At 68.7% G+C, this 20,134-nt stretch carries 13 protein-coding genes; 8 read left to right on the top strand and 5 right to left on the bottom strand.

Annotation, left to right across the window (positions count from 1 at the left end):
- Positions 1–43: 43 nt before the first annotated feature.
- The 4 genes from ACE11G_RS12220 (at position 44) to ACE11G_RS12205 (ending at position 4,573) form a co-directional block, all read left to right on the top strand.
- On the top strand, positions 44–1,270 hold the full coding sequence (locus ACE11G_RS12220) for an acyl-CoA dehydrogenase family protein (protein ID WP_006896506.1): 1,227 nt from the start codon (positions 44–46) through the stop codon (positions 1,268–1,270).
- 266 nt (positions 1,271–1,536) lie between these two features.
- Positions 1,537–2,463 carry a hypothetical protein gene (locus tag ACE11G_RS12215; protein WP_006896505.1) on the top strand — a complete coding sequence of 309 codons (927 nt, stop codon included), beginning with the start codon at positions 1,537–1,539 and terminating at the stop codon, positions 2,461–2,463.
- Between the two features lie 35 nt (positions 2,464–2,498).
- Positions 2,499–3,239 (top strand): hypothetical protein, encoded by a 741-nt coding sequence (locus tag ACE11G_RS12210; protein WP_039867447.1) that lies wholly within the window; start codon positions 2,499–2,501, stop codon positions 3,237–3,239.
- Between the two features lie 14 nt (positions 3,240–3,253).
- Complete coding sequence (locus ACE11G_RS12205) at positions 3,254–4,573, top strand: Ig-like domain-containing protein (protein WP_006896503.1); 1,320 nt, start codon at positions 3,254–3,256, stop codon at positions 4,571–4,573.
- A gap of 74 nt (positions 4,574–4,647) precedes the next feature.
- On the opposite strand, the gene ACE11G_RS12200 is transcribed toward ACE11G_RS12205, so the two are convergent.
- Positions 4,648–6,165 carry an NAD(P)/FAD-dependent oxidoreductase gene (locus tag ACE11G_RS12200; protein ID WP_006896502.1) on the bottom strand — a complete coding sequence of 506 codons (1,518 nt, stop codon included), beginning with the start codon at positions 6,163–6,165 and terminating at the stop codon, positions 4,648–4,650.
- Positions 6,166–6,283: 118 nt separating this feature from the next.
- On the opposite strand from ACE11G_RS12200, the gene ACE11G_RS12195 reads away from it, so the two are divergent.
- Positions 6,284–7,501, top strand: a complete 1,218-nt coding sequence (locus ACE11G_RS12195) for a CdaR family transcriptional regulator (RefSeq protein WP_006896501.1) — start codon at positions 6,284–6,286, stop codon at positions 7,499–7,501.
- A gap of 12 nt (positions 7,502–7,513) precedes the next feature.
- Here the strand turns inward: ACE11G_RS12195 and putP are convergent, their stop codons facing one another.
- Positions 7,514–9,064 carry a sodium/proline symporter PutP gene (putP, locus tag ACE11G_RS12190; protein WP_006896500.1) on the bottom strand — a complete coding sequence of 517 codons (1,551 nt, stop codon included), beginning with the start codon at positions 9,062–9,064 and terminating at the stop codon, positions 7,514–7,516.
- A 147-nt stretch (positions 9,065–9,211) separates the two neighbouring features.
- Entirely contained in the window at positions 9,212–12,742 is a 3,531-nt protein-coding gene (locus ACE11G_RS12185; RefSeq protein ID WP_062367538.1) for a bifunctional proline dehydrogenase/L-glutamate gamma-semialdehyde dehydrogenase, read from the bottom strand.
- 105 nt (positions 12,743–12,847) lie between these two features.
- Between ACE11G_RS12185 and ACE11G_RS12180 the strand changes: the two genes are divergently transcribed.
- Entirely contained in the window at positions 12,848–14,515 is a 1,668-nt protein-coding gene (locus tag ACE11G_RS12180; protein ID WP_062367539.1) for a CdaR family transcriptional regulator, read from the top strand.
- 7 nt (positions 14,516–14,522) lie between these two features.
- Here ACE11G_RS12180 and ACE11G_RS12175 read toward each other — a convergent pair whose 3' ends face one another.
- On the bottom strand, positions 14,523–14,783 hold the full coding sequence (locus tag ACE11G_RS12175; RefSeq protein ID WP_006896497.1) for a metal-sensitive transcriptional regulator: 261 nt from the start codon (positions 14,781–14,783) through the stop codon (positions 14,523–14,525).
- 98 nt (positions 14,784–14,881) lie between these two features.
- Between ACE11G_RS12175 and ACE11G_RS12170 the strand changes: the two genes are divergently transcribed.
- The gene (locus ACE11G_RS12170; RefSeq protein WP_006896496.1) at positions 14,882–17,050 is read left to right on the top strand and encodes an MMPL family transporter; all 2,169 of its coding nucleotides are present in this window, start codon (positions 14,882–14,884) and stop codon (positions 17,048–17,050) included.
- Positions 17,051–17,105: 55 nt separating this feature from the next.
- On the opposite strand, the gene ACE11G_RS12165 is transcribed toward ACE11G_RS12170, so the two are convergent.
- Positions 17,106–18,512, bottom strand: a complete 1,407-nt coding sequence (locus ACE11G_RS12165) for a short-chain fatty acyl-CoA regulator family protein (RefSeq protein ID WP_278126767.1) — start codon at positions 18,510–18,512, stop codon at positions 17,106–17,108.
- Between the two features lie 118 nt (positions 18,513–18,630).
- Between ACE11G_RS12165 and prpD the strand changes: the two genes are divergently transcribed.
- On the top strand, positions 18,631–20,133 hold the full coding sequence (gene prpD, locus ACE11G_RS12160) for a 2-methylcitrate dehydratase PrpD (protein ID WP_375002327.1): 1,503 nt from the start codon (positions 18,631–18,633) through the stop codon (positions 20,131–20,133).
- Position 20,134 lies beyond the last annotated feature (1 nt).

Genomic DNA, 20,134 nt, shown 5'->3' with positions numbered 1-20,134 from the left:
TACCGTCAGACCTAAGTGAAACGTGTTCCAGTTTGGAGGCTTGATGTTCGAGTGGTCTGAGGAAGATGTGATGGTCCGCGACGCTGTGCGCGGCTTCATCGACAAGGAGGTCCGGCCCAATCTGGAGGGTCTGGAGTCGGGGTCGCTCCCGCCGTACGACATCCTCCGCAAGATGCTGGCGACCTTCGGGATGGACTCGATGAACGCCGAGAGCCTGGAGAAGGAGCTCGCAGCCGAGGAGGCGGGCGAGCCGCGATCCTCGGGCGGCGGATCGAACAGTCTCGCCAACTCGATGTTCCTGATCCTCAACATGGAGATGGCGGGGGTCAGCCTGGGCCTCATCGCGTCGATGGGCGTCTCACTGGGCCTGACGGTCTCGACGATCCGCAGCCGCGGCACCCTGGCGCAGAAGCGTCGCTGGCTTCCGGAGCTGGTGACGATGGAGAAGGTGGGGGCGTGGGCCATCACCGAGCCCGACAGCGGCTCGGACGCGCTCGGCGGGATGAAGACGACGGTGCGCCGCGACGGCGACGACTACATCCTCAACGGCAACAAGACCTTCATCACCAACGGCCCGTACGCCGACACCATGGTGGTCTTCGCCAAGCTCGACGAGGGCGACGGCACGCCGATGCGCGATCGCAAGGTGCTCACCTTCGTCCTCGACAAGGGCATGGAGGGACTCACCCAGGGCAAGCCGTTCAAGAAGATGGGCATGATGAGTTCGCCGACCGGTGAGCTGTTCTTCGACAACGTCCGGGTGGGCCGGGATCGTTTGCTCGGAGAGACCGAGGAGACCGGATCGGACAAGCGGGGCGGCGACAGCGCGAAGGCCGGATTCACCGCCGAGCGGATCGGCATCGCCGCGCTGTCCCTGGGCATCATCAACGAATGCCAGCGGCTCTCCATCGACTACGCCAAGACGCGCACCCTGTGGGGACAGGAGATCGGAAAGTTCCAGCTAATTCAGCTCAAGCTCGCGGAGATGGAGATCGCGCGGCTCAACGTGCAGAACATGCTCTTCGTCGCGATGGAGGCGGCCAAGGCCGGCAAGCCGCCGACACTGGCCCAGGCGTCCGCGATGAAGCTGTACTCCTCCCGGGCGGCGACCGAGGTCGCGATGGAGGCGGTGCAGCTCTTCGGCGGCAACGGCTACATGGCCGAGTACCGCGTGGAGCAGCTGGCGCGCGATGCGAAGTCGCTGATGATCTACGCCGGGTCGAACGAGATCCAGGTGACCCACGTGGCGAAGGGACTGCTGGCGCAGTAGGGCGCGCGACCGAACCACATCGACTCCGACCGATGCCCGCAGGGGAACCTGCGGGCATCGTCGTGTCCGGCGGGCGGTGCGCCGCCCTCCACTTCGTGCCGGCCGTCCTACGAACGGCCGATATGTCGCAGTTTTTGTGCTGGCAGCACGCAATTCGGGACGTATCGACAGCTCGATGAAGCGTTCGCCCTCGTCGGATCCATACATTTATCGGACGCTGTCGCGGCGCCCTCCCACCTGATCCCGCGCCGCGAATCGAGGAGGCTGTGTTGAAAACCAAGATCGTGCTGCGACGACTCGCAGCGGCAGGGGCGATCGCTGCGCTGGGCGCGGTCGGCGTGATGTCCGGATCGGGTGCGGCGGACGCCGACACCGTCGGTCCGGCGAAGGGCAGCAGCAGTGCCGTGAACTTCTCCCGCGAGATCAGCGGACTCAAACTGGTCGACGGCAAGGTGCCCAACGGAGAGGTCATCACCGTCACCAACCGGCTCGACCGCAAACTCGCATGGCTCATCTACTGGGTCAAGGACACGCACCCGACGTGCATGGAGGCCGTGCCCAACACCTCGGTGTGGAAGGTGAGCGGCAAGACCTACACGAACAATCCGAACGTCTCCGGCGCCATGAAGCCCGACGAGTTCTCCTCCGGTCCGGGATGGGCGAAGATCGACGCGCCCGCGGCCAACTCCTGGGAGAGCATCGCCTGGTCGCAGGACTACCTGCTCAAGTGCGACGTCGGGGTGCTGAACACCGGCGGACTGCAGTACTCGACCACCTGGGTGGGCGACAACGGCGACCATCCGAACGTCGGCCCGAACATCGAGGTGACGCGCGGCGTTCCCGGGATCTCGGTGAACCCGAAGGATGCGATGGCCGACAACGACGTCGAGATCACCGTCAAGAACCCCGACGGCCGCCCCGGCGACAAGGTGGTCCTCACCGCCGACGGCAAGTCGCTCGACGGTTGCGGCAACCTCGAGCTCGACGGTGACCGCCGCGTCAGCTGCACCTGGGTGCCGAAGAAGGCCGGGACCTACCCGCTGCGCGCCGTCATCTCCAGCGCAGAGCCGGTCACCGTGACCGAGAGCGTCTACGTCTCGGCCAGCCCGGCGAGCGGCAGTCTCGGTGGAAGCCTCGGCAGCGGAAGCGCCGGCATGGACACCGGAAGCATCTACACGGGCAGCCTCGGATGAGCGCGCATACCAACACCTCGAGAAAGCAGACGAACATGTCGACAATCAGACGGACAGTGGCGGTCGTGGGCAGTTGCGCGGCGGCTGCCGCGCTGGCGGGAATCGGCACCGGTGCGGCGGCCGCCGACACCGTCGGCCCCGTCAGCGGTGAGAACGACACCGTGAGTTTCCAACGATCGGTCGAGGGCGCCACCCTCGTCGACGGCAAGGTGAAGGTCGGTGACACGGTCACCATCACGAATCGGATCGACCGGAAGATGTTGTGGCTGGTGTACAGCGTGCGCGACAATCATCCGTCGTGCTTGCAGGCGGTGCCGAACACCTCCGTGTGGACGGTCTCGGGCGGGACCTACACGAACAATCCGGACGGTCCCGGGACCAAGAAGCCCAACGAGGTGACCTCCGGCGACGGCTGGGTGATGATCGATGCGACCGGTGGCGGTTCGTGGGAGGCCAAGCCGCTGATCTGGACGCAGGACTACGTGGTCACCTGCGCTCCTGGCACCCTGAACACGGGTGGTCTGCAATGGTCGACGACCAACGCGTTCGAGAAGAACAACAACAAGCCCGATGTCGGTCCGACCATCACGGTGGTCCCGGCGTCGTCGCCCGGTGGCGGGGACGGTTCCGGTGGAGACACCGGCAGCGGCGGCACGGGTTCCGGCGGTGACGGCTCGGGCGGCGAGGGCACGGGCGGTGCCGGCGGCAGTTCGGGGTCGGGTAGCTCCGGGTCCGGAAGCCTCGGGTCCGGCAGTCTCTCGAACCTCTTCGGATGATCAGGAGCAATCAGATGAGCAGACTCAACAGACCTGCGCTCGTCGCCCTGCTGTCGACGTCCGCGGCGATCATCGCAGGGACCACGGCGGCCGGGGCCGCGGGCGCGGAGACGATGACGCCGGTGACCGGCGGCAACGACACCGTCAGCTTCTCGCGGACGGTCGGGAGCGCGGCCTTGGTCGACGGCAAGGTGAAGGTCGGTGACACGGTCACCATCACGAATCGGATCGACCGCAAGTTGGGGTGGCTGGTGTACAGCGTGCGCGACAATCATCCGTCGTGCATGAAAGCGGTGCCGAACACCTCCGTGTGGACGGTCTCGGGCGGGACCTACACGAACAATCCGGACGGTCCCGGGACCAAGAAGCCGAACGAGGTGACCTCCGGCGACGGCTGGGTGATGATCGATGCGACCGGTGGCGGTTCGTGGGAGGCCAAGCCGCTGATCTGGACGCAGGACTACACGGTGGAGTGTGCGCCGGGCACGCTGAACACCGGCGGCCTGCAGTGGTCCACCACCAACGTGTTCGAGAAGAACAACAACCAGTCGAACGTGGGCCCGACCATCACCGTGGAAACACCCGCCCCCAAGACCGCGTCGGCCACGGCCGTGTCGGTGACGCCGGCGCCCAAGGCCGGTGAGACCTCGACTGTGAAGGCGACGGTCACGGCCGGCGGCAGCGGCGCCACCGGCGGCACGGTCGAATTCTTCAACAACGGCGCCTCGATCGGAACCGGGACCGTCGCCGCGGGAGTCGCGACGACGAACTGGAAGCCCGCCGCGGGTGGCGCCTACTCGCTGAAGGCGGTCTATTCGGGAACCGCGACCATCGAGGCGTCCAACGCGACGATCACGGGCACCGTCGCGGCAGCCGACCCCGAACCCGAACCCGGTGCGCCGGTGATCGCGGTCAACGGATCGCCCAAGGTCGGCACCGCAACCCCGGTCGTGGTGACGTCCGACGCATCCGAGGGCAGTGCGGTCACACTCACCGCGAACGGTGCCGCGATCTGCTCCGGGCTCGTCCTCGCGAACGGCAAAGCCACCTGTCAGTGGACTCCCACGACCGCCGGTGCCGTGGAGTTGAAGGCCGTGGTGGGCGCGAAGTCGTCGATAAGGAACCTGGTCGTCGAGGCCGCCGGCGGCGGCGACCCCGGTGACGGCGGAGGCGATCCGGGCGGTCCCGGTGACGGTGGCGACCCCGATCCCGGCACCGGCGGCGACGGCGGCAGCACGGGCAGCCTGGGCGGCGGCAGCCTCGGTGGCCTGTTCGGCGGGAGCCTCGGCGGGCTGTTCGGCGGCATCACCGACGCGGTCGGCAGCAGCAACTGAGCGACGCCGACCACCGATAGACACGAGTGCCCCGGACCATGAGGTCCGGGGCACCCGTACTCGAAGGGGAAGCCTCAGGCGTCGACGGTGGCGGCGACCTTCCGGTAGTCCAGGAAGGCGTCGTCGACCTCGCCCTTGCGAAGCTGCTTGACGTCGGCGGAGACCGCCATGGTCATGGTCCACGGGCTCTGTGTGCCCTGCTTCGGCAGACGGTCGAGGGCCCGCTTGACGTATCCGGCGCCGAAATCGAGCAGCGGCCGGGTCTCCATGCCGGGATCGGCCACCGGCCGCACCGAGCTGTAGCCGCCCTGGTCCATGTGGGTCAGCATGCGGCAGAAGTACTCGCACAGCAGGCCGATCTTCAGCGTCCACGACGAGTTCGTGTAGCCGATCGCCAGCACCCAGTTGGGCACGCCGGACAGCATCACGCCACGGTAGGCGACGGTCTCGGACAGGTCGATCGGCTCGCCGTCGCGGCTGAGCTCCATCCCGCCGAACAACTGCAGGTTGAGACCGGTGGCCGTGACGATGATGTCGGCCTCGAGCACCTGACCGGACTCGAGTTCGATGCCGTCGGCGACGAACCGCTTGATCCGGCCGGTCTCGATGGACGCGGTGCCCTTCTTGATCGCCTTGAACAGGTCGCCGTCCGGGACCACGCACAGCCGCTGGTCCCACGGGTTGTACGGCGGGTTGAAGTGGGTGTCCAGGTCGTAGTCGCGGGGGAGGAGCGCCGCATTGGAGGCGCGGATGACCCTGCGCGCGACGCTCGGGTAGCGCTGGCAGAACTGGTACACCAGCTTCTGCTGGAAGATGTTCTTCTGACGGCTCAGCCGGTAGCCGCGCTCGGCGCCGAGCGTCTTCTTGAGCGCGTTGGAGATGGCGTCCTCGCGGGGAAGCGGGATCACGTAGGTCGGCGTGCGCTGGAGCATCGTGACGTGGGCGGCATCGCCCGCCATCGAGGGGACCAGGGTGACGGCGGTGGCGCCGGACCCGATGACGACGACCTTCTTGCCCCGGTAGTCGAGATCCTCGGGCCAGTGCTGCGGATGGACGATCTGCCCCGCGAAGTCGTCGCTGCCTGCGAACTCCGGAGTGAAGCCCTCGTCGTAGTTGTAGTAGCCGGTGCCCGCGAACACCCAGCGGGTCTTGACCTCGGAGGTCTCGCCCGTGTCGTTGTGCTTGACGGTCAGGGTCCACAACTGCTCGGCCTCGGACCAGTCGGCCGACACCGCGCGGCGGTTGAACGCGATCTTCGACTCCAGGCGGTCCTCGGCGACGGCCTCACGCAGGTAGTCGAGGATGCGGGGTGCGTCGGCGATGGCCTGGGGATCGCGCCACGGCTTGAACTCGTACCCGAATGTGTTGAGATCGGAGTCGGAGCGGATACCGGGGTACCGGAACAGATCCCAGGTACCGCCGATGGAGTCGCGTGATTCGAGGATCACGAAGCTCTTTCCGGGATGCTCGGTGGTGAGGTAGTGCGCGGCGCCGATTCCGGAGATGCCTGCGCCGAGGACGACGACGTCGAGCGGCTGCTCGCTCAAAATCGAGTCGGCGGTGGCCGATGTGCCCGTCGATTCGGTGGTCATGGTGTTCCTTCTCGTCAGGAGGGCTGAACCTTCGATACCAATGATCGTTGTAACCGTCGATGAAAAGCAAGGATGAATCGCACCAGCATGGCCGCAGTCGGAGTGCATAATCAACCATATGGCGTCTGACGAGGCAGAACTGGCCGAGCCCAGTCGCGAGGTGGCCGACCTCATCCGGGCCGGGGTGGAGACGGTTCTGAACGCTCCGCCCGAATGGATCGCCGATATGAACCACGCCGCGATGCACCCCGCCGGGATGGAGCGCGTCCTCGTGGATGCGGATCTGCGAGAGGTCGCCCTGCGGATCAACGAGGGCAATCTCAACCACTGGGCTCGAAGCAACCTGGCCGATCCCGGCGCACGGGTGAGCGTCAACCTCAACGAGGAGACGATCGGCTTCGTCCGCGATCTGGTCAGGCGCGGATTCGACGCCGGTGCGCTCGACTCGTTCCGCACCGCGCAGAACACCGCCTGGCGGCTCTGGATGCAGATCTGCTTCGGTCTGACCTCGGACGCGAGACTGCTGCGGGAGCTTCTCGAGGTGACCTCGGTCTCGATCGCCACCTTCATCGACGACACGGTGGCCGAACTGACGCACCAGATCGACGTCGCCCGCGCCGAACTCGCTGGCGACAACCACGCCCAGCGGCGTGCTGCGGTCGCGCTGATCCTGGAGGGTGCGCCGATCGCGCCGGCCCGCGCCGACCTCGCTCTCCGATATTCGATCGAAGGACCGCAGTCGGCGATGGTGATCTCCGGGGACGCCGGGCTGGCACCTGACGATCTGGAGGCCGCCTGCGAGGCGATCATGGTCGCCTCCGGCGTCGGTCGCCGTCTCACCGTCCTGGCCGGGGCCTCGGAACTGTGGGTGTGGCTGCCGACCGATCGGCTGGTGGTGGACGCGGCCCTCGCGGCGCACCCGCATGTACGGGTGACGGCCGGCTCGCCCGGCGCGGGTCGAGAGGGGTTCCGCCGCAGCCACTTCGAAGCACTCGAAGGACAGCAACTGCTGACCAGGCTCGGCTCGACGGCGCGGTTCGCCGCATACGACGATCTCGCGTTGCTGGCGGCGATGACGCGCGATCTGACACGGCTGGACGCCTTCGTCGCGCACACCCTCGGCGATCTGGCGTCCGCCGACCGCGGTCTCCACGAATCGGTTCGGATGTGGTTCGCCTGTCAGTGCAACGCGAGCGCGGCCGCCGCACGCCTGTACACGCATCGCAATACCGTGGTCCGGCATGTGGCGCGTGCCCAGGAGTTGCTGCCGCGGCCGCTGGAGACGAACGCCGTCGCCGTGGCGGCGGCGCTCGAAGCGCTGCGGTGGCGCGAGTAGGGGCGCGGCGGGTCAGACGTCGGCGAGGACGTCGTCCGTCTGATGAGTGAACGGCTCCTTGGACCGGCTCAGCTCCACCGCGCGGGTGAACTCGGCATCGATCTCCGGGTCCGCGCGGAAGGTCAGCAGGCTGACGACCACGGTGACGATCAGGCTGGCGGCGAAGCCCGGGATGATCTCGTAGAGGTCCTCGCTCAGCGAGGTCTGACCCCACACGTAGGCGACGACCGCGCCCGCGACGATGCCCGACAGGACTCCGACGGTGCTGACCCGGCGCCAGTACAGGCAGAGGATCACCGCCGGGCCGAAGGCCGACCCGAAGCCCGCCCAGGCGAAGGCGACCAGATCCAGGATGCTGTTCGACGGCGAGATCGCCAGCAGCGCGGCGATCACCGCGATCGTCAGAACGCCGAGACGGCCGAGCATGACGTAGGTCTTGTCGGTGAGTTCACGGCCCCTGCCGGTCTTCTCGGCGACCAGCTTGTACAGATCCTCCACCAGAGCCGACGAGCAGACGACGAGCTGGGACGAGATGGTGGACATGATGGCCGCGAGCACGGCGGCCAGCACCAGGCCCGCGATGAAGGGGTGGAACAGCAGCTGCGACAGCGACAGGAACACGGTCTCGGCGTCTTTCGGGGCCTGCGCGGTGTGCTCGGCGAAGTAGGCGATGCCGACCAGTGCGGTGCCGACGGCGCCGAGCGCGCACAGCAGCATCCAGCCGATGCCGATTCGGCGGGCGACACCGGCCTCGGACGGGGACCGCAGCGCCATGAAACGCACGATGATGTGCGGCTGCCCGAAGTAGCCCAGGCCCCACGCGGCCGCCGAGATGATGCCGATGACGGTGGTCCCGGCGAAGAAGCTCAGACCGTTGTCCATGGCGGCGTTCACTCCGTCGATGGTGGCGCCGACGCCGCCCAGGTCGATGATGCCGATGATCGGAACCGCCAGAAGCGCGACCACCACCAGCAGCCCCTGCGCCACGTCGGTGAGCGACGCGCCGAGGAACCCGCCGAACAGCGTGTACAGCATGGTGATGCCGGCGACGATCAGCATGCCCGCGGTGTAGTCGACCCCGAAGGAGCTGTCGAAGAACTTGCCGGAGGCGACCATGCCGCTGGAGACGTAGAACGTGAAGAACACCAGGATGATGACGCCGCAGGTGATCCGGAGGATGCGCGAGTCGTCGTGCAATCGCGATTCGAAGAAGCTCGGAATCGTGATCGAGTCACCTGCCACCTGCGTGTATGCGCGCAGTCGCGGCGCGACCAGCTTCCAGTTGGTCCACGCGCCGATCAGCAGGCCGATCATGATCCAGGACGCCGAGAGGCCGGAGAGATACATCGCGCCCGGCAGGCCCATCAGCAGCCAACCCGACATGTCCGACGCACCCGCGCTGAGTGCGGCGACCCACGGCTTGAGGCCGCGGCCGGCGAGCATGTAATCGTCCAGACTGTTCCGCGTGCGGCGGTACGCGTACCAGCCGATGCCGAGCATGGCTGCGAAGTACAGCGCGACCGCGACCAGCTGGATGGTCTTCTCGTCGGGCGCGACGGTCATAGGTCATCTCCTAGAGGTGGGTTCAGCCGGAAGCAACACACGCGTCAAATGTGACACAGGTCTCCCGCTCACGACGATTCTTCCCGGTGACCGGCCCGGCAAAGCATGTGGGGACGTACAAGATGCACGTCCCCACATTGTGGCGATCTATGAAGACTTGAGGTCTTCGGCCAATTCGACGAAGGCGCGGTCGAGGTTCCCGAATCGATGCAGGGTCATCGAGACCGACTGCTCGGCGAGCCAGTACCGCAGTTCGACGCGTCCGGACGCGGTGACGGTGTCGTCGAGCACCGCGAGTTCGGGCCGTCCGAGGGTGAGATCGCGCAGTGCCGGTGTCGCCGGAGAATCCAGGCGGACACGGGCGATGCCGGCCCGTCCGATCCGGTCGACGAAGGCCCGGTCGTCGCGGGCGGGATCGACCGGCACGCCCAGCGCCGCCGCGGCGTCGAGCACCGCGCGCAGATCGTCGCCGATGTCCGGCGCCGGTGCCGCCACCACGCGCGCACCGCTCCGGTGCGCGGCCGCCAGCAGTCGTGCCACCTTGGCGGGCGTCGACTCCGCCGTCACCCGCAGCGCCACCGCCGCGGGGCGATAGCGGAAGATGTTCGCCTCGCCGGCCAGGCCCGTCTCGTCGCGCGGCGTCCCGAACTCGGCGGCCCACGCGGTGTCGTCGTCGCTCACCGCCGCTCGCAGCCATGCCGTCTCGCCGGCGGTGAGCACCGGCGAGACCGAGTCGATGAAGGCGCCGACCTCGGCGAGCGCGGCCGGTGCGGCGTCGGGCAGGCAGTCGCGGTCGGCCCACGATCCCATGAGCATCAGGTAATTGGGACCGCCCGCCTTGGAACCCAGACCCACCGACGACCGCTTCCACCCGCCGAAGGGCTGCCTGCGGACGATCGCGCCGGTGATGCCGCGATTGACGTAGACGTTTCCCGCCTCGACGCGGTCGATCCACGAGCGGACCTCGCGCGGCTCGAGGGAGTGCAGACCCGCGGTGAGTCCGAAGTCGGTGGCATTCTGCAACTCGATGGCCTCGTCGAGCGTCTCGGCGCGCATCAGTCCGAGAACCGGTCCGAAGCACTCGGTGCGGTGGAAGAACGTTCCGGGCGCCACACCGTCCTTGATTCCCGGTGACCACAGTCGGTCGTCGATCCGCCGCGGCTTCAGGAGCCAGCGTTCGCCCGGCTCGAGGGTGGTCAGGGCCCGCAGCAGCTTATCGCTCGGATCCTCGGTGAGCGGTCCGACGGTGGCCGAGAGGTTGGTGGGCCAGTCGACGACGAGTGAGGCGGCCGCGTCCACCAACTGACGGCGGAACCGCTCCGAGGAGTACGTGCTGCCGACGAGGATCGCCAGCGACGCCGCCGAGCACTTCTGGCCCGCGTGGCCGAAAGCGCTGTGGACCAGATCGGCGATGGCGAGGTCGCGATCGGCGGACGGGGTGATGATCAGCGCGTTCTTACCGGAGGTCTCGGCGTTGATCCGCAGGTCCGGACGCCAGGACGCGAACAGGGCCGCGGTCTCGGAGGCACCGGTGAGCACGACGCGGTCGACGTCGGGATGACTGATCAATCGTCGCCCGGCCGGGCCCTCGTCGGGAAACACTCCCTGGCACGCCTCGCGCGGAACACCTGCCTCCCAGAGGGCTTCGAGAATGGCCATCGAGCAGTGCGGTGTCGGCTTCGACGGCTTGTGGATCACCGCTGCGCCGGCGGCCAGGGCGGCGAAGGTGCCGCCCGCGGGGATCGCGATCGGGAAGTTCCACGGCGGTGTCACCACGATCACCCGGTCCGGAGTGAAGGCGGCCGCGGCGACCTCGTCCAGTTCCAGTGCTCGATGCGCGTAGTAGCGGGCGAAGTCGATGGCTTCGGAGATCTCGGGATCGGACTGGGCGACGGTCTTGCCCGCCTCGGCCGCGGCCAGTGAGACGAGGTGTCCGCGCCGGCGGGAGAGGATGTCCGCGGTGCGGTAGAGGATCGCTGCGCGGTCGGCGGCCGGGCGTGCGCTCCACTGTGCGGCGGCCGACCGGGCGCGCTCGACCAGCGCGTCCACCTCGTCCTCGGCGATCGCGTCGGGAACGGGCTGGGAGGCGAGCCACTGCGGTGTCGCGGTGGCGAGCGCGTCGCGCGCCCATCGCTGATTGGCGGGCAGGGCGGCGTTGGTGTCCGGTTCGTTCGCGAAGGCCGGAAGCGGCAGTGCCGGATCGAGGGCCGTCTCAGCGGACTGGTCGAGTGTCCGGTCCTGCCGGTCGTTCGGCAGGGGAGGCGCGTAGCCGTCGGTGGTGAGGATGCGGCCGAGTTCGGCGAGCGCATCGCGGAACCGCCCCGACTCCCGGTGATAGATCGCACTTCCGGGCGCGAGGTCGAAGATTCCCGACATGAAGTTCTCGGGCGCGGCGTTCTCCTCGAGACGGCGTACCAGGTACGAGATCGCGACGTCGAATTCCTTCGGTTTCACCGTCGGCACGTACAGCAGCAGCCGGCCGACGTCGGCGCTGAGGACGTCGGCCTGCTCGGTCGCCATGCCCTGCAGCATCTCGAACTCGACGCGGTCGGACACACCGCGGCGATCGGCCAGCAGATGGGCGAAGGCGATGTCGAACAGATTGTGCCCGGCCACACCGACGCGCAGGCCCCGCATGTGATCCCTGTTGAGCAGCCAGTGCAGCACGAGTTTGTAGTTGGCATCGGTCGCGGTCTTCGACGAGCAGGTCACCTGGGGCCATCCGGCCACCTCGGCGTGCACCGACTCCATGGCGAGGTTGGCGCCCTTGACCAGCCGGACCTTGATCCCTGCGCCGCCGGCCGCCACCCGGGCGGCGGCGAAGTCCGACAGGCGCTGCATCGCGCCGAGTGCGTCCGGCAGGTAGGCCTGCAGCACGATCCCCGCTTCGAAGTGCTTGAGTTCGGGGAGGCTCAGGAGCCGGGTGAACACCTCGATGGTGAGTTCCAGATCGCGGTATTCCTCCATGTCGAGGTTGATGAACTTGGTGCCCGCGGGCGCGGCGGCGGCCTGGAGATACATCGGCGTCAGTCGGTCGATGATGTACTGCGCCGTCTCCTCGAACGCCCACATCGAGATCTGGGAGGCGACGGAGGAGACCTTGATCGAGACGTAGTCGACGTCATCGCGCCGCAGCAATGCCCGCGCGTCCGCGAGATGGTTGTCGGCCTCGGCGTCACCGAGCACGGCCTCGCCCAGCGGGTTGATGTTGAGCCGATGGCCGCTCTCGCGGAGCTTGGCGACCGCCCGGCGGAAGGGCCGCTCACGGGCGTCGACGATCATGTGCCCGACCATCGAACGCATCCGTGCGCGCGCGGCGGGGATGACCACCCCGGGCAGCCTCTCGGCCAGGACGCCGCCGGCCTTGATCTGCAAGCGGTCCCAGGCGCCCAGCGTGGCCGGGGTGCTCGCCGCGAGTTCGGCGAGCGCCTGGGCGGCCGCCTTCTGGTCCTCGGTGCCGATCACCCGGTCGACGAAACCGACGGTGAAGTCGAGCCCGCGCGGATCAGACAGGACCGAGGCGAGACGGCGAGCGGACGCATGCGGCTCGGTCTGCGCCGCCGCGGCGGCGCGCAGCCAGTCGGTGACGAGTTTCTCGGAGGAGTCGGCGAGCTCGTTCAGTTCGGTGAACACTTCGGTGGGCGCCGGAATCGGGTCGGCGGCGTGTGCGGTGGTCATGATGCCAGTACACGTCGGCGGGCCGCGGCGGTCGTCGGACAATACTACGAACGATCACGTGGTTTCTTGTACGATTCTCCAGCTGACCTGACAGACTCTACTGCCATGACCACTGGTGACGAGGATTCCGGAGCGACGAGCGACGAGGTGTCGGCGACGCATCCGTCGGTGCTCCTCCGAGACGTCGTCTCGGCCCTCGACACCGCCGTGGCACACGTCCTCGCCGACGCCGATCCGGAACGGCGGATCACCTCGGTGTCGATGATCGATGCCGACGATCTGGCCGGCGGTCTCGATGCGCCGACGGACGCGGTGCTTCTGGTGGGACTCGGCACCGGCGCGGTCCTCGAGTGGATGCGAGGGCGCCACACGGAGGGGAGGCCCGTCGAGGGGCCGCGTGTGGTCTTCACCAAGGCGAATCCGTCCGGGTTGGCAGAGGTCGCCGCGCGGGCGGGGGTGGCCGTGGTGGTGGTCGATGCCCGGGCGCGGTGGGACCGGGTGCTGACGACGGTGCAGGGATGTCTGGACCGGGTCCGGGACGATGACCCCGCGGACCTGACGCCGCCCGTCGACGTCGATCTCTTCGGTCTGGTGGCGCTGGTCGCGAACGGTACCGGGGGACTGGTGTCCATCGAGGACGCGACCAGTGCGCGGGTCCTCGCGTACTCGCCGTCGAAGGGCGAGGCCGACGACCTGCGGGTGCAGACGATCCTCGGTCGGGCCGGGCCGCCCGCGTACTTGGATCTGCTTCGTCGCTGGGGTGTGTTCGACGCGATCCGCCGCGGCGGCGAGGTGGTCGACGTGCCCGAGCATCCGGAACAGGCCATGCGCCGCCGCCTCGTCGTCGGCGTCCACGCCCGATCCGGCAGGCATCTCGGCTCCATCTGGGTGCAGGAGGGTGCCCGACCGCTGGCCGACGACTCCGCCGACGTGATGCGCGGGGCCGCCGCCATCGCCGCGCGCATCCTGACCCGGGAGATGCGTGCGCCGTCCACGGAGGGCCAGTTGGTGCAGCGTCTGTTCGGTGCGCACGGGGGCATCGACGTCTCGTCGGCGGGCGCGTACCTGCGGTGGCCGGTGGACGAGGCCGTCGCGGTGATCGGGATCGCGCCCACCGGCGGCGACCAGGCCGTCTACGAGGACGCGATGGCCGCAGTCGGCGGTGCACTCCGGCTGCACGCCAGCGCCTTCGCCGCCGCGGCCGTCACCACGGTGCTCGACGGTCGCGCGTACCTGCTGCTGCCGGCGGTCAACACGGCCGCGATCATGCGTTGGGTCGGCGGACTCGTCACGAAGTTCGACGGGGACGCGGCCCTGGCGGGCGCGGTGCTGCACGCCGCGGTGGTCAGCCCGCTCGCCGGGCTGGCCGACGTTCCTGCCGGGCGGGCCGAAGTGGACCGGGTGCTCACGGCCACCGCATCGGCTCCGGGTGCAGCGCGGGTGACGAGTCTGGCCGAATCACGGACCGCGGTTCTGCTCGGCGAGATCCTCGACGTGGTCGCCGCGCGCGAGGACCTCCTGGACCCGCGGGTGGCCGCGCTGGCGGACTACGACCGCAAGCACTCCGCCGACCTGGTGGCGACCGTCCAGGCCTATCTCGACGCGCACGGCAACGTGCGCGATGCGGCCGCCGCGGTGGGCGTGCACGCGAACACCCTGCGCTATCGGATCGAGCGGGCCCAGCAGCTCTCGGGCCTGCGCCTGGAGGACCGGGACGACCGGCTCCTCACCACCATCCAGCTCGCGCTGCTCCGCACCGCCGTCCGTCGCTGATCCGCTCTCAGGCGAACGACAGGAACAGCTTCTCCATCTTGGCCTGATCGACGCTGTCCGGGCCCTCGGTGCTGATGCAGTGGATCAGGCCCGTGGAGACCAGGGCGTAGCCGCTGCGCGCCAGCGCCTTGTCGACCGCGGCGAGCTGGGTCAGGGCATCCTCGCATTCGGCACCCTCTTCGAGCATGCGGATCACGGTCGCCAGATGGCCATGGGCGCGTCGCAGCCGCGTGAGCACCGGTTTGAGCTTCTCGTCGGGTAGTTGCATGTCGACTCCTCTCGTCGCCTCGATTATTGCATAACCCCCTGGGGGGATGTACGGTCTCCCACTAACCCCCCAGGGGGATATGGAGGAGGACGAATGACATGAGAAGTGAAGAACTGGAACCGACGCGGGCGTCCGCCGCGTCCGTGGGCGCGGTGGAGCCGCGGCCCGGGCCGCTCGGTCGGCTCGGCGTCTGGGTGAGTGCCCACGGCCGCTTGGTCGCGGCGGCGTGGATCCTGATCGTCATCGGGCTCGGCGTCTTCGCACCGTCGGTGGAGAAGAGTCTCTCCGGCGCCGGCTGGCAGGCACAGGGGTCCGACTCGGTCGCGGCCCGCGATCTAGCGGTCGCGCACTTCGGCGGGAACGCGTCGTCGGCCATCCAGGTGGTCGTGACGGGCCAGCGGTCCCTCACCGAGGGTGATGGGCCGGAGGTGATCGCCGCTGTCGGCGACATCCTGCGCGCCGACGGACGGATCAGCCAGGTGATCGAGCCGACGCCGGGGGCCACCCTCTCCGCCGACGGCCGGACGGCGATCGTGATCGGCGGTGCGGGCGCGGACACCAACGAGATGGTGCGCGCGGCGACCGATCTGTCGCCGCCACTCGAGGCCCTCTCACGCGACGGCGTTCAGGTGGCGCCCACGGGTGCGTCGGTGATGTGGTCGGATTTCAACAAGGCCAACCTCGAGGCGATGCTGACCTCCGAGATGATCTCATTCCCGGTGACGCTCTTCATCCTGGTGGTGGCGTTCGGTGCGCTCGTCGCCGCCGGGCTGCCGCTGCTGCTGACGATCGCCGGTCTCGTCGCGTCGGCGGGAATTCTGGTGCTGGTGAACGCCGTTGTCCCGGTGTCGATCTGGGCGATGAACTTCGCGATGATGTTCTCCCTCGCCCTGGGCATCGACTACGCGCTGTTCCTCGTCGTCCGGTTCCGGGCGGCACGGATGGGACAGCGACTGCCGATGCGGGCCGCGATCGCTCAGACCATGGATACGGCGGGCAAGGCGGTCCTGCTCTCGGGCGCGACCGTGCTGGTGTCGCTGTCCGCCGTGATGCTGGTGCCGTCACCGTCGTTCCGGTCGATGGCGGGCGGGATCATGATCTCGGTCGTGTTCATCCTCGCGGCCACCCTCACCCTGTTGCCACTGGTGCTCTCGAAGCTCGATCACCGCATCGACAAACTGCCGCTGCCGTGGGTCAAGGCGGGCGAACACCGTTCGCCGCGGTTCGAGGCGTGGGCGCAACGACTGTGGCGGCACCCGCTGCGGTGGGGAGCGGCGGCCCTGGCGATCCTGGTGGTCCTGGCGATCCCGCTGGTGGGCCTGACCACCGCCATGCCGTCGATCAAGGTGCTCCCGGAAGACGCCAGTGCCCGCGTCGGCTACCACCGCGTGCAGGAGGCTTTCGGTCCGGGAGCGCCGGGCATGCTGACCGTCATCGCACCCGCGGCGGTCGCCGACGAGGCGCGCACGGTGCTGGCGGACGATCCGGGAATCGCGGCCGCGACCCCGCCGGCCGCACCGTCCGACGGCGTCGACTACCGGATGATCCAGGCCGTGCCGACCGTCGATCCGTCGGACCCGGAACTGGCGCAGACCGTCGACCGGTTGCGCGCCGGCCTGCCCGCCGGGGTGCTCGTGGGCGGTGCCGCCGTAGAGAATCTGGACCTGAAGGCGCAACTCGACCGGAGCACTCCGGTGGTGATCGCGGTGGTCTTGACGCTCGGATTCCTGCTACTGCTGTTCGCGCTGGCGGCGCCGCTCATCTCCTTCCTCGGAACGCTGGTCAGTCTCCTCTCGACCGCGGCGGCGTTCGGCGTGGCGCGGTTGGTGTTCCAGGACGGACTCGGTGCCGGACTGTTCGGCTTCGAGTCGCAGGGCTTCCTGGACGCCTGGGCGCCGGTGTTCTTCTTCGCGATGATCTTCGCCATCGCGATGGACTACACGGTGTTCCTGCTCGCCTCCGCCAAGGAGCACTGGGAACGTGACGGCGATGCGAGGTCGGCGATGGTGGGCGCGGTGGCGCACTCGGGGCGGGTGATCTTCGCCGCGGGCGGAGTCATGGTGGCGGTGTTCTTCACCTTCGCCCTGTCCGGACCGCTGCCTCCGAAGGAGATGGGAGTGATCCTCGGCGTCGCGGTGCTGCTGGACGCCTTCCTGATCCGGCTGGTGCTGCTGCCGGTGCTGCTGCGGCTGACCGGACGGGCGGCCTGGTGGACGCCGGCCTGGCTGCGGAAGGTGCTCCCGACCGTGAGTTTCGCTCACGACTGATCGACTCCACCGACATCGGTCGATCCGCACGGCTGCGGTCCCGTACCGCCCCGGTTCACTCCGACCGGCGGTACGGGATCGAGTCGCTGATCCGTTCGTCGATGTGGATGCCGCGGCCCAGCATCGGGAAGGCGCGCTGCGAGCAGTCCGGCCGCGGACACACCTTGCAGCCGGCGCCGATCGGTACCATCGTGCGGTCCTCAGTGAGGTCGACTCCGGTCGAATAGATCAGTTCGTCGGCGTGCGCGAGATCGCAGCCCAGGCCGATCGCGAAGTCGGACGGCGTCGCGAGGTGGCCGCCCGAATGCGAGTCGATGGTCCGCGCCAGCCAGAAGTAGCTGCGGCCGTCCGGCATCTGCGACACCTGGGTCCGCACCCGGCCGGGCGTGGCGAAGGCGTCGTGGACCACCCACAGCGGACAGCTGCCGCCCACCCGGGAGAAGTGGAACGCGGTCGCCGACTGACGCTTGGAGATGTTCCCGGCCTTGTCGACACGGACGAAGATGAACGGAACTCCGCGGTCGCCGGGGCGTTGCAGGGTGGACAGGCGGTGGCAGACGGTCTCGAAGCCGACCTCGAACCGCCGACTCAAGAGGTCGACGTCGTAGCGGAGTTCACGTGCGGCAGCGGCGAATTCGCCGTAGGGGAGAACCAGCGCACCTGCGAAGTAGTTCGCGAGGCCCACGCGCGCCACGGGTATCGAGGCGTCGTCGAGGCTGTCCGCGGAGGCCACCAGCCGATCGATCTGCGGGCGTTGCGAGAGCAGTGCGAGCTGCGTGGCGAGTTGGAAGGCGCGCTGGCCCGCCGACAGTCGCCGCGCGAGCGTCACCGTCGCCGACTCCTCGTCGAATACGCGCTTGGGTCCGGTGCCGCGCTCGGCGGGCGCGATCGTGACGCGGACGCCGAACCGGTGTTCCAACAGGTCGGCCAGCTGCAGATCCAGCCCGCCGACGGACAGGCCGGCGTCGGCGAAGAGTCGCTCGGCGGCCAGGTCGAGCTCGGCGATGTAGTTGCGGCGGTCGTAGAAATAGTCGCGGACCTGCTCGAACGGGGTGATGTGGGGTTCGGTGGAGCCGTCACCGGTCCGCGCTCGGAGCGTCTCCAGCTCGGCGGTCGCCGCCGCCAGCCGACGGTGCATGCCGACCAGGGCGCGGCCGATCTGCGGCATGCGCGCCACCATCTCAGCCACCTCGGTCCGGCTCACCTTCTCTCCCTGCTCGAGGATCGCGTCGGCCAGGTCGGCGGCGAGGCGGGCGTCGCCGGACGCGGAGAAGAAGTCCGGCGCGAGGTCGAACGCGGAGGTGATGGTGAGCAGCACCGGGACGGTGATCGGGCGTTGGTCGTTCTCGAGCTGATTGACGTACGTGGTGGACAGGTCCAGCCGCCGGGCGAGCGCCGCCTGCGACAGCCCGAGCTCCTCGCGCAGCCGGCGGAGCCGGCCGCCCACATAGGTCTTGGCCATGCGCCAACTGTATCCGGCACGGTATCCGCAAGATTCGCAACATAGTCCTGAAAGATCCGCAGAAATACGCATTTGCCAGGCCTTTCGCGAGACGAGAGCGCCTGCGTACGGTGCGAACATGATCAATCACGAAGTCCGCACCCGCCGCAGCGCCGAAGAGTTTCCGTTGAGCGAGCATCTCGCGTACAAGATCGCTCAGGTGGCCGCCGACCCCGTCGGTGTGCCCGACGAGACCGCCGAGATGATCGTCAACCGCATCATCGACAACGCGGCCGTGAGCGCCGCGTCGGTGGTGCGGCGACCGGTCGTGAGCGCGCGCAGGCAGGCGCAGACCAGGCCGGTCGCCGGCGGCTCCACGGTCTTCGGCGTCGACGGCTCGTACGCACCGGAGTGGGCGGCCTGGGCCAACGGCGTCGCGGTGCGTGAGCTGGACTTCCACGACACCTTCCTGGCCGCCGAGTACTCGCACCCCGGCGACAACATCCCCGCCCTGGTGGCGGTGGGGCAGCGAGTGGGCGCCGACGGCGCCGATCTGATCCGCGGACTGGCCACCGCGTACGAGATCCAGATCGATCTCGTGAAGGGCATGTGCCTGCACGAGCACAAGATCGACCACGTCGCGCACCTCGGTCCGTCGGTCGCGGCCGGTCTCGGCACCATGCTGCGGCTCGATGTGCCGACGATCTACCAGGCCGTCGGCCAGGCCCTGCACCTGACCACCGCCACGCGGCAGTCCCGCAAGGGACTCATCTCCAGTTGGAAGGCGTACGCCCCGGCCCATGCGGGCAAGATCGCGGTCGAGGCAGTCGACCGGGCGATGCGCGGCGAGGGGGCGCCGTCGCCGATCTGGGAGGGCGAAGACGGTGTGATCGCCTGGATGCTCGGTGGGCCCGAGGCGCGCTACACGGTGCCCCTGCCTGCGCCGGGTGAGGCCAAGCGGGCCATCCTCGACAGCTACACCAAGGAGCACTCGGCCGAGTACCAGAGCCAGGCGCCGATCGACCTGGCCCGGCGGATGCGCGACCGGGTCGGCGACCCCTCGCAGATCGCGTCGATCGTGCTGCACACCAGCCACCACACCCATTACGTGATCGGCACCGGGTCGAACGACCCGCAGAAGTTCGACCCGACCGCGAGCCGTGAGACGCTCGATCACTCGGTCATGTACATCTTCGCCGTCGCGCTCCAGGACGGTGAATGGGACCACGAACGCTCGTACGCGCCCGAGCGCGCCGCCCGCCCGGACACGGTGGAACTGTGGCGCAAGATCTCCACCGTCGAGGACCCGGAGTGGACGCGCCGCTACCACTCCACCGACCCGAACGAGAAGGCCTTCGGTGCGCGCGCCGTCATCACCCTCGCGAGCGGCGAGGTGATCGAGGACGAACTGGCCGTCGCCGACGCCCACCCGCTCGGCGCCCGTCCATTCGCCCGCGACCAGTATCTGGCGAAGTTCGCGCGCATGGCCGAGGGCGTGATCGACCCCGCCGAGCAGGAACGCTTTGTCGCGGCGGCGAGCGGCCTCGCGGACCTGCCCGCCGGCGGTCTCGACGCCCTCAACGTCCGCGTCCTGCCGGACGTGCTGGCGTCCGCGCCGGAGACGGGGAAGGGAATCCTCTGAG

It is taken from the genome of Gordonia sp. PS3 (assembly GCF_041950545.1).
In the GTDB taxonomy this organism is placed as follows: Bacteria; Actinomycetota; Actinomycetes; order Mycobacteriales; family Mycobacteriaceae; genus Gordonia; species Gordonia sihwensis.
This window is presented reverse-complemented; position numbering and strand designations above follow the sequence as displayed.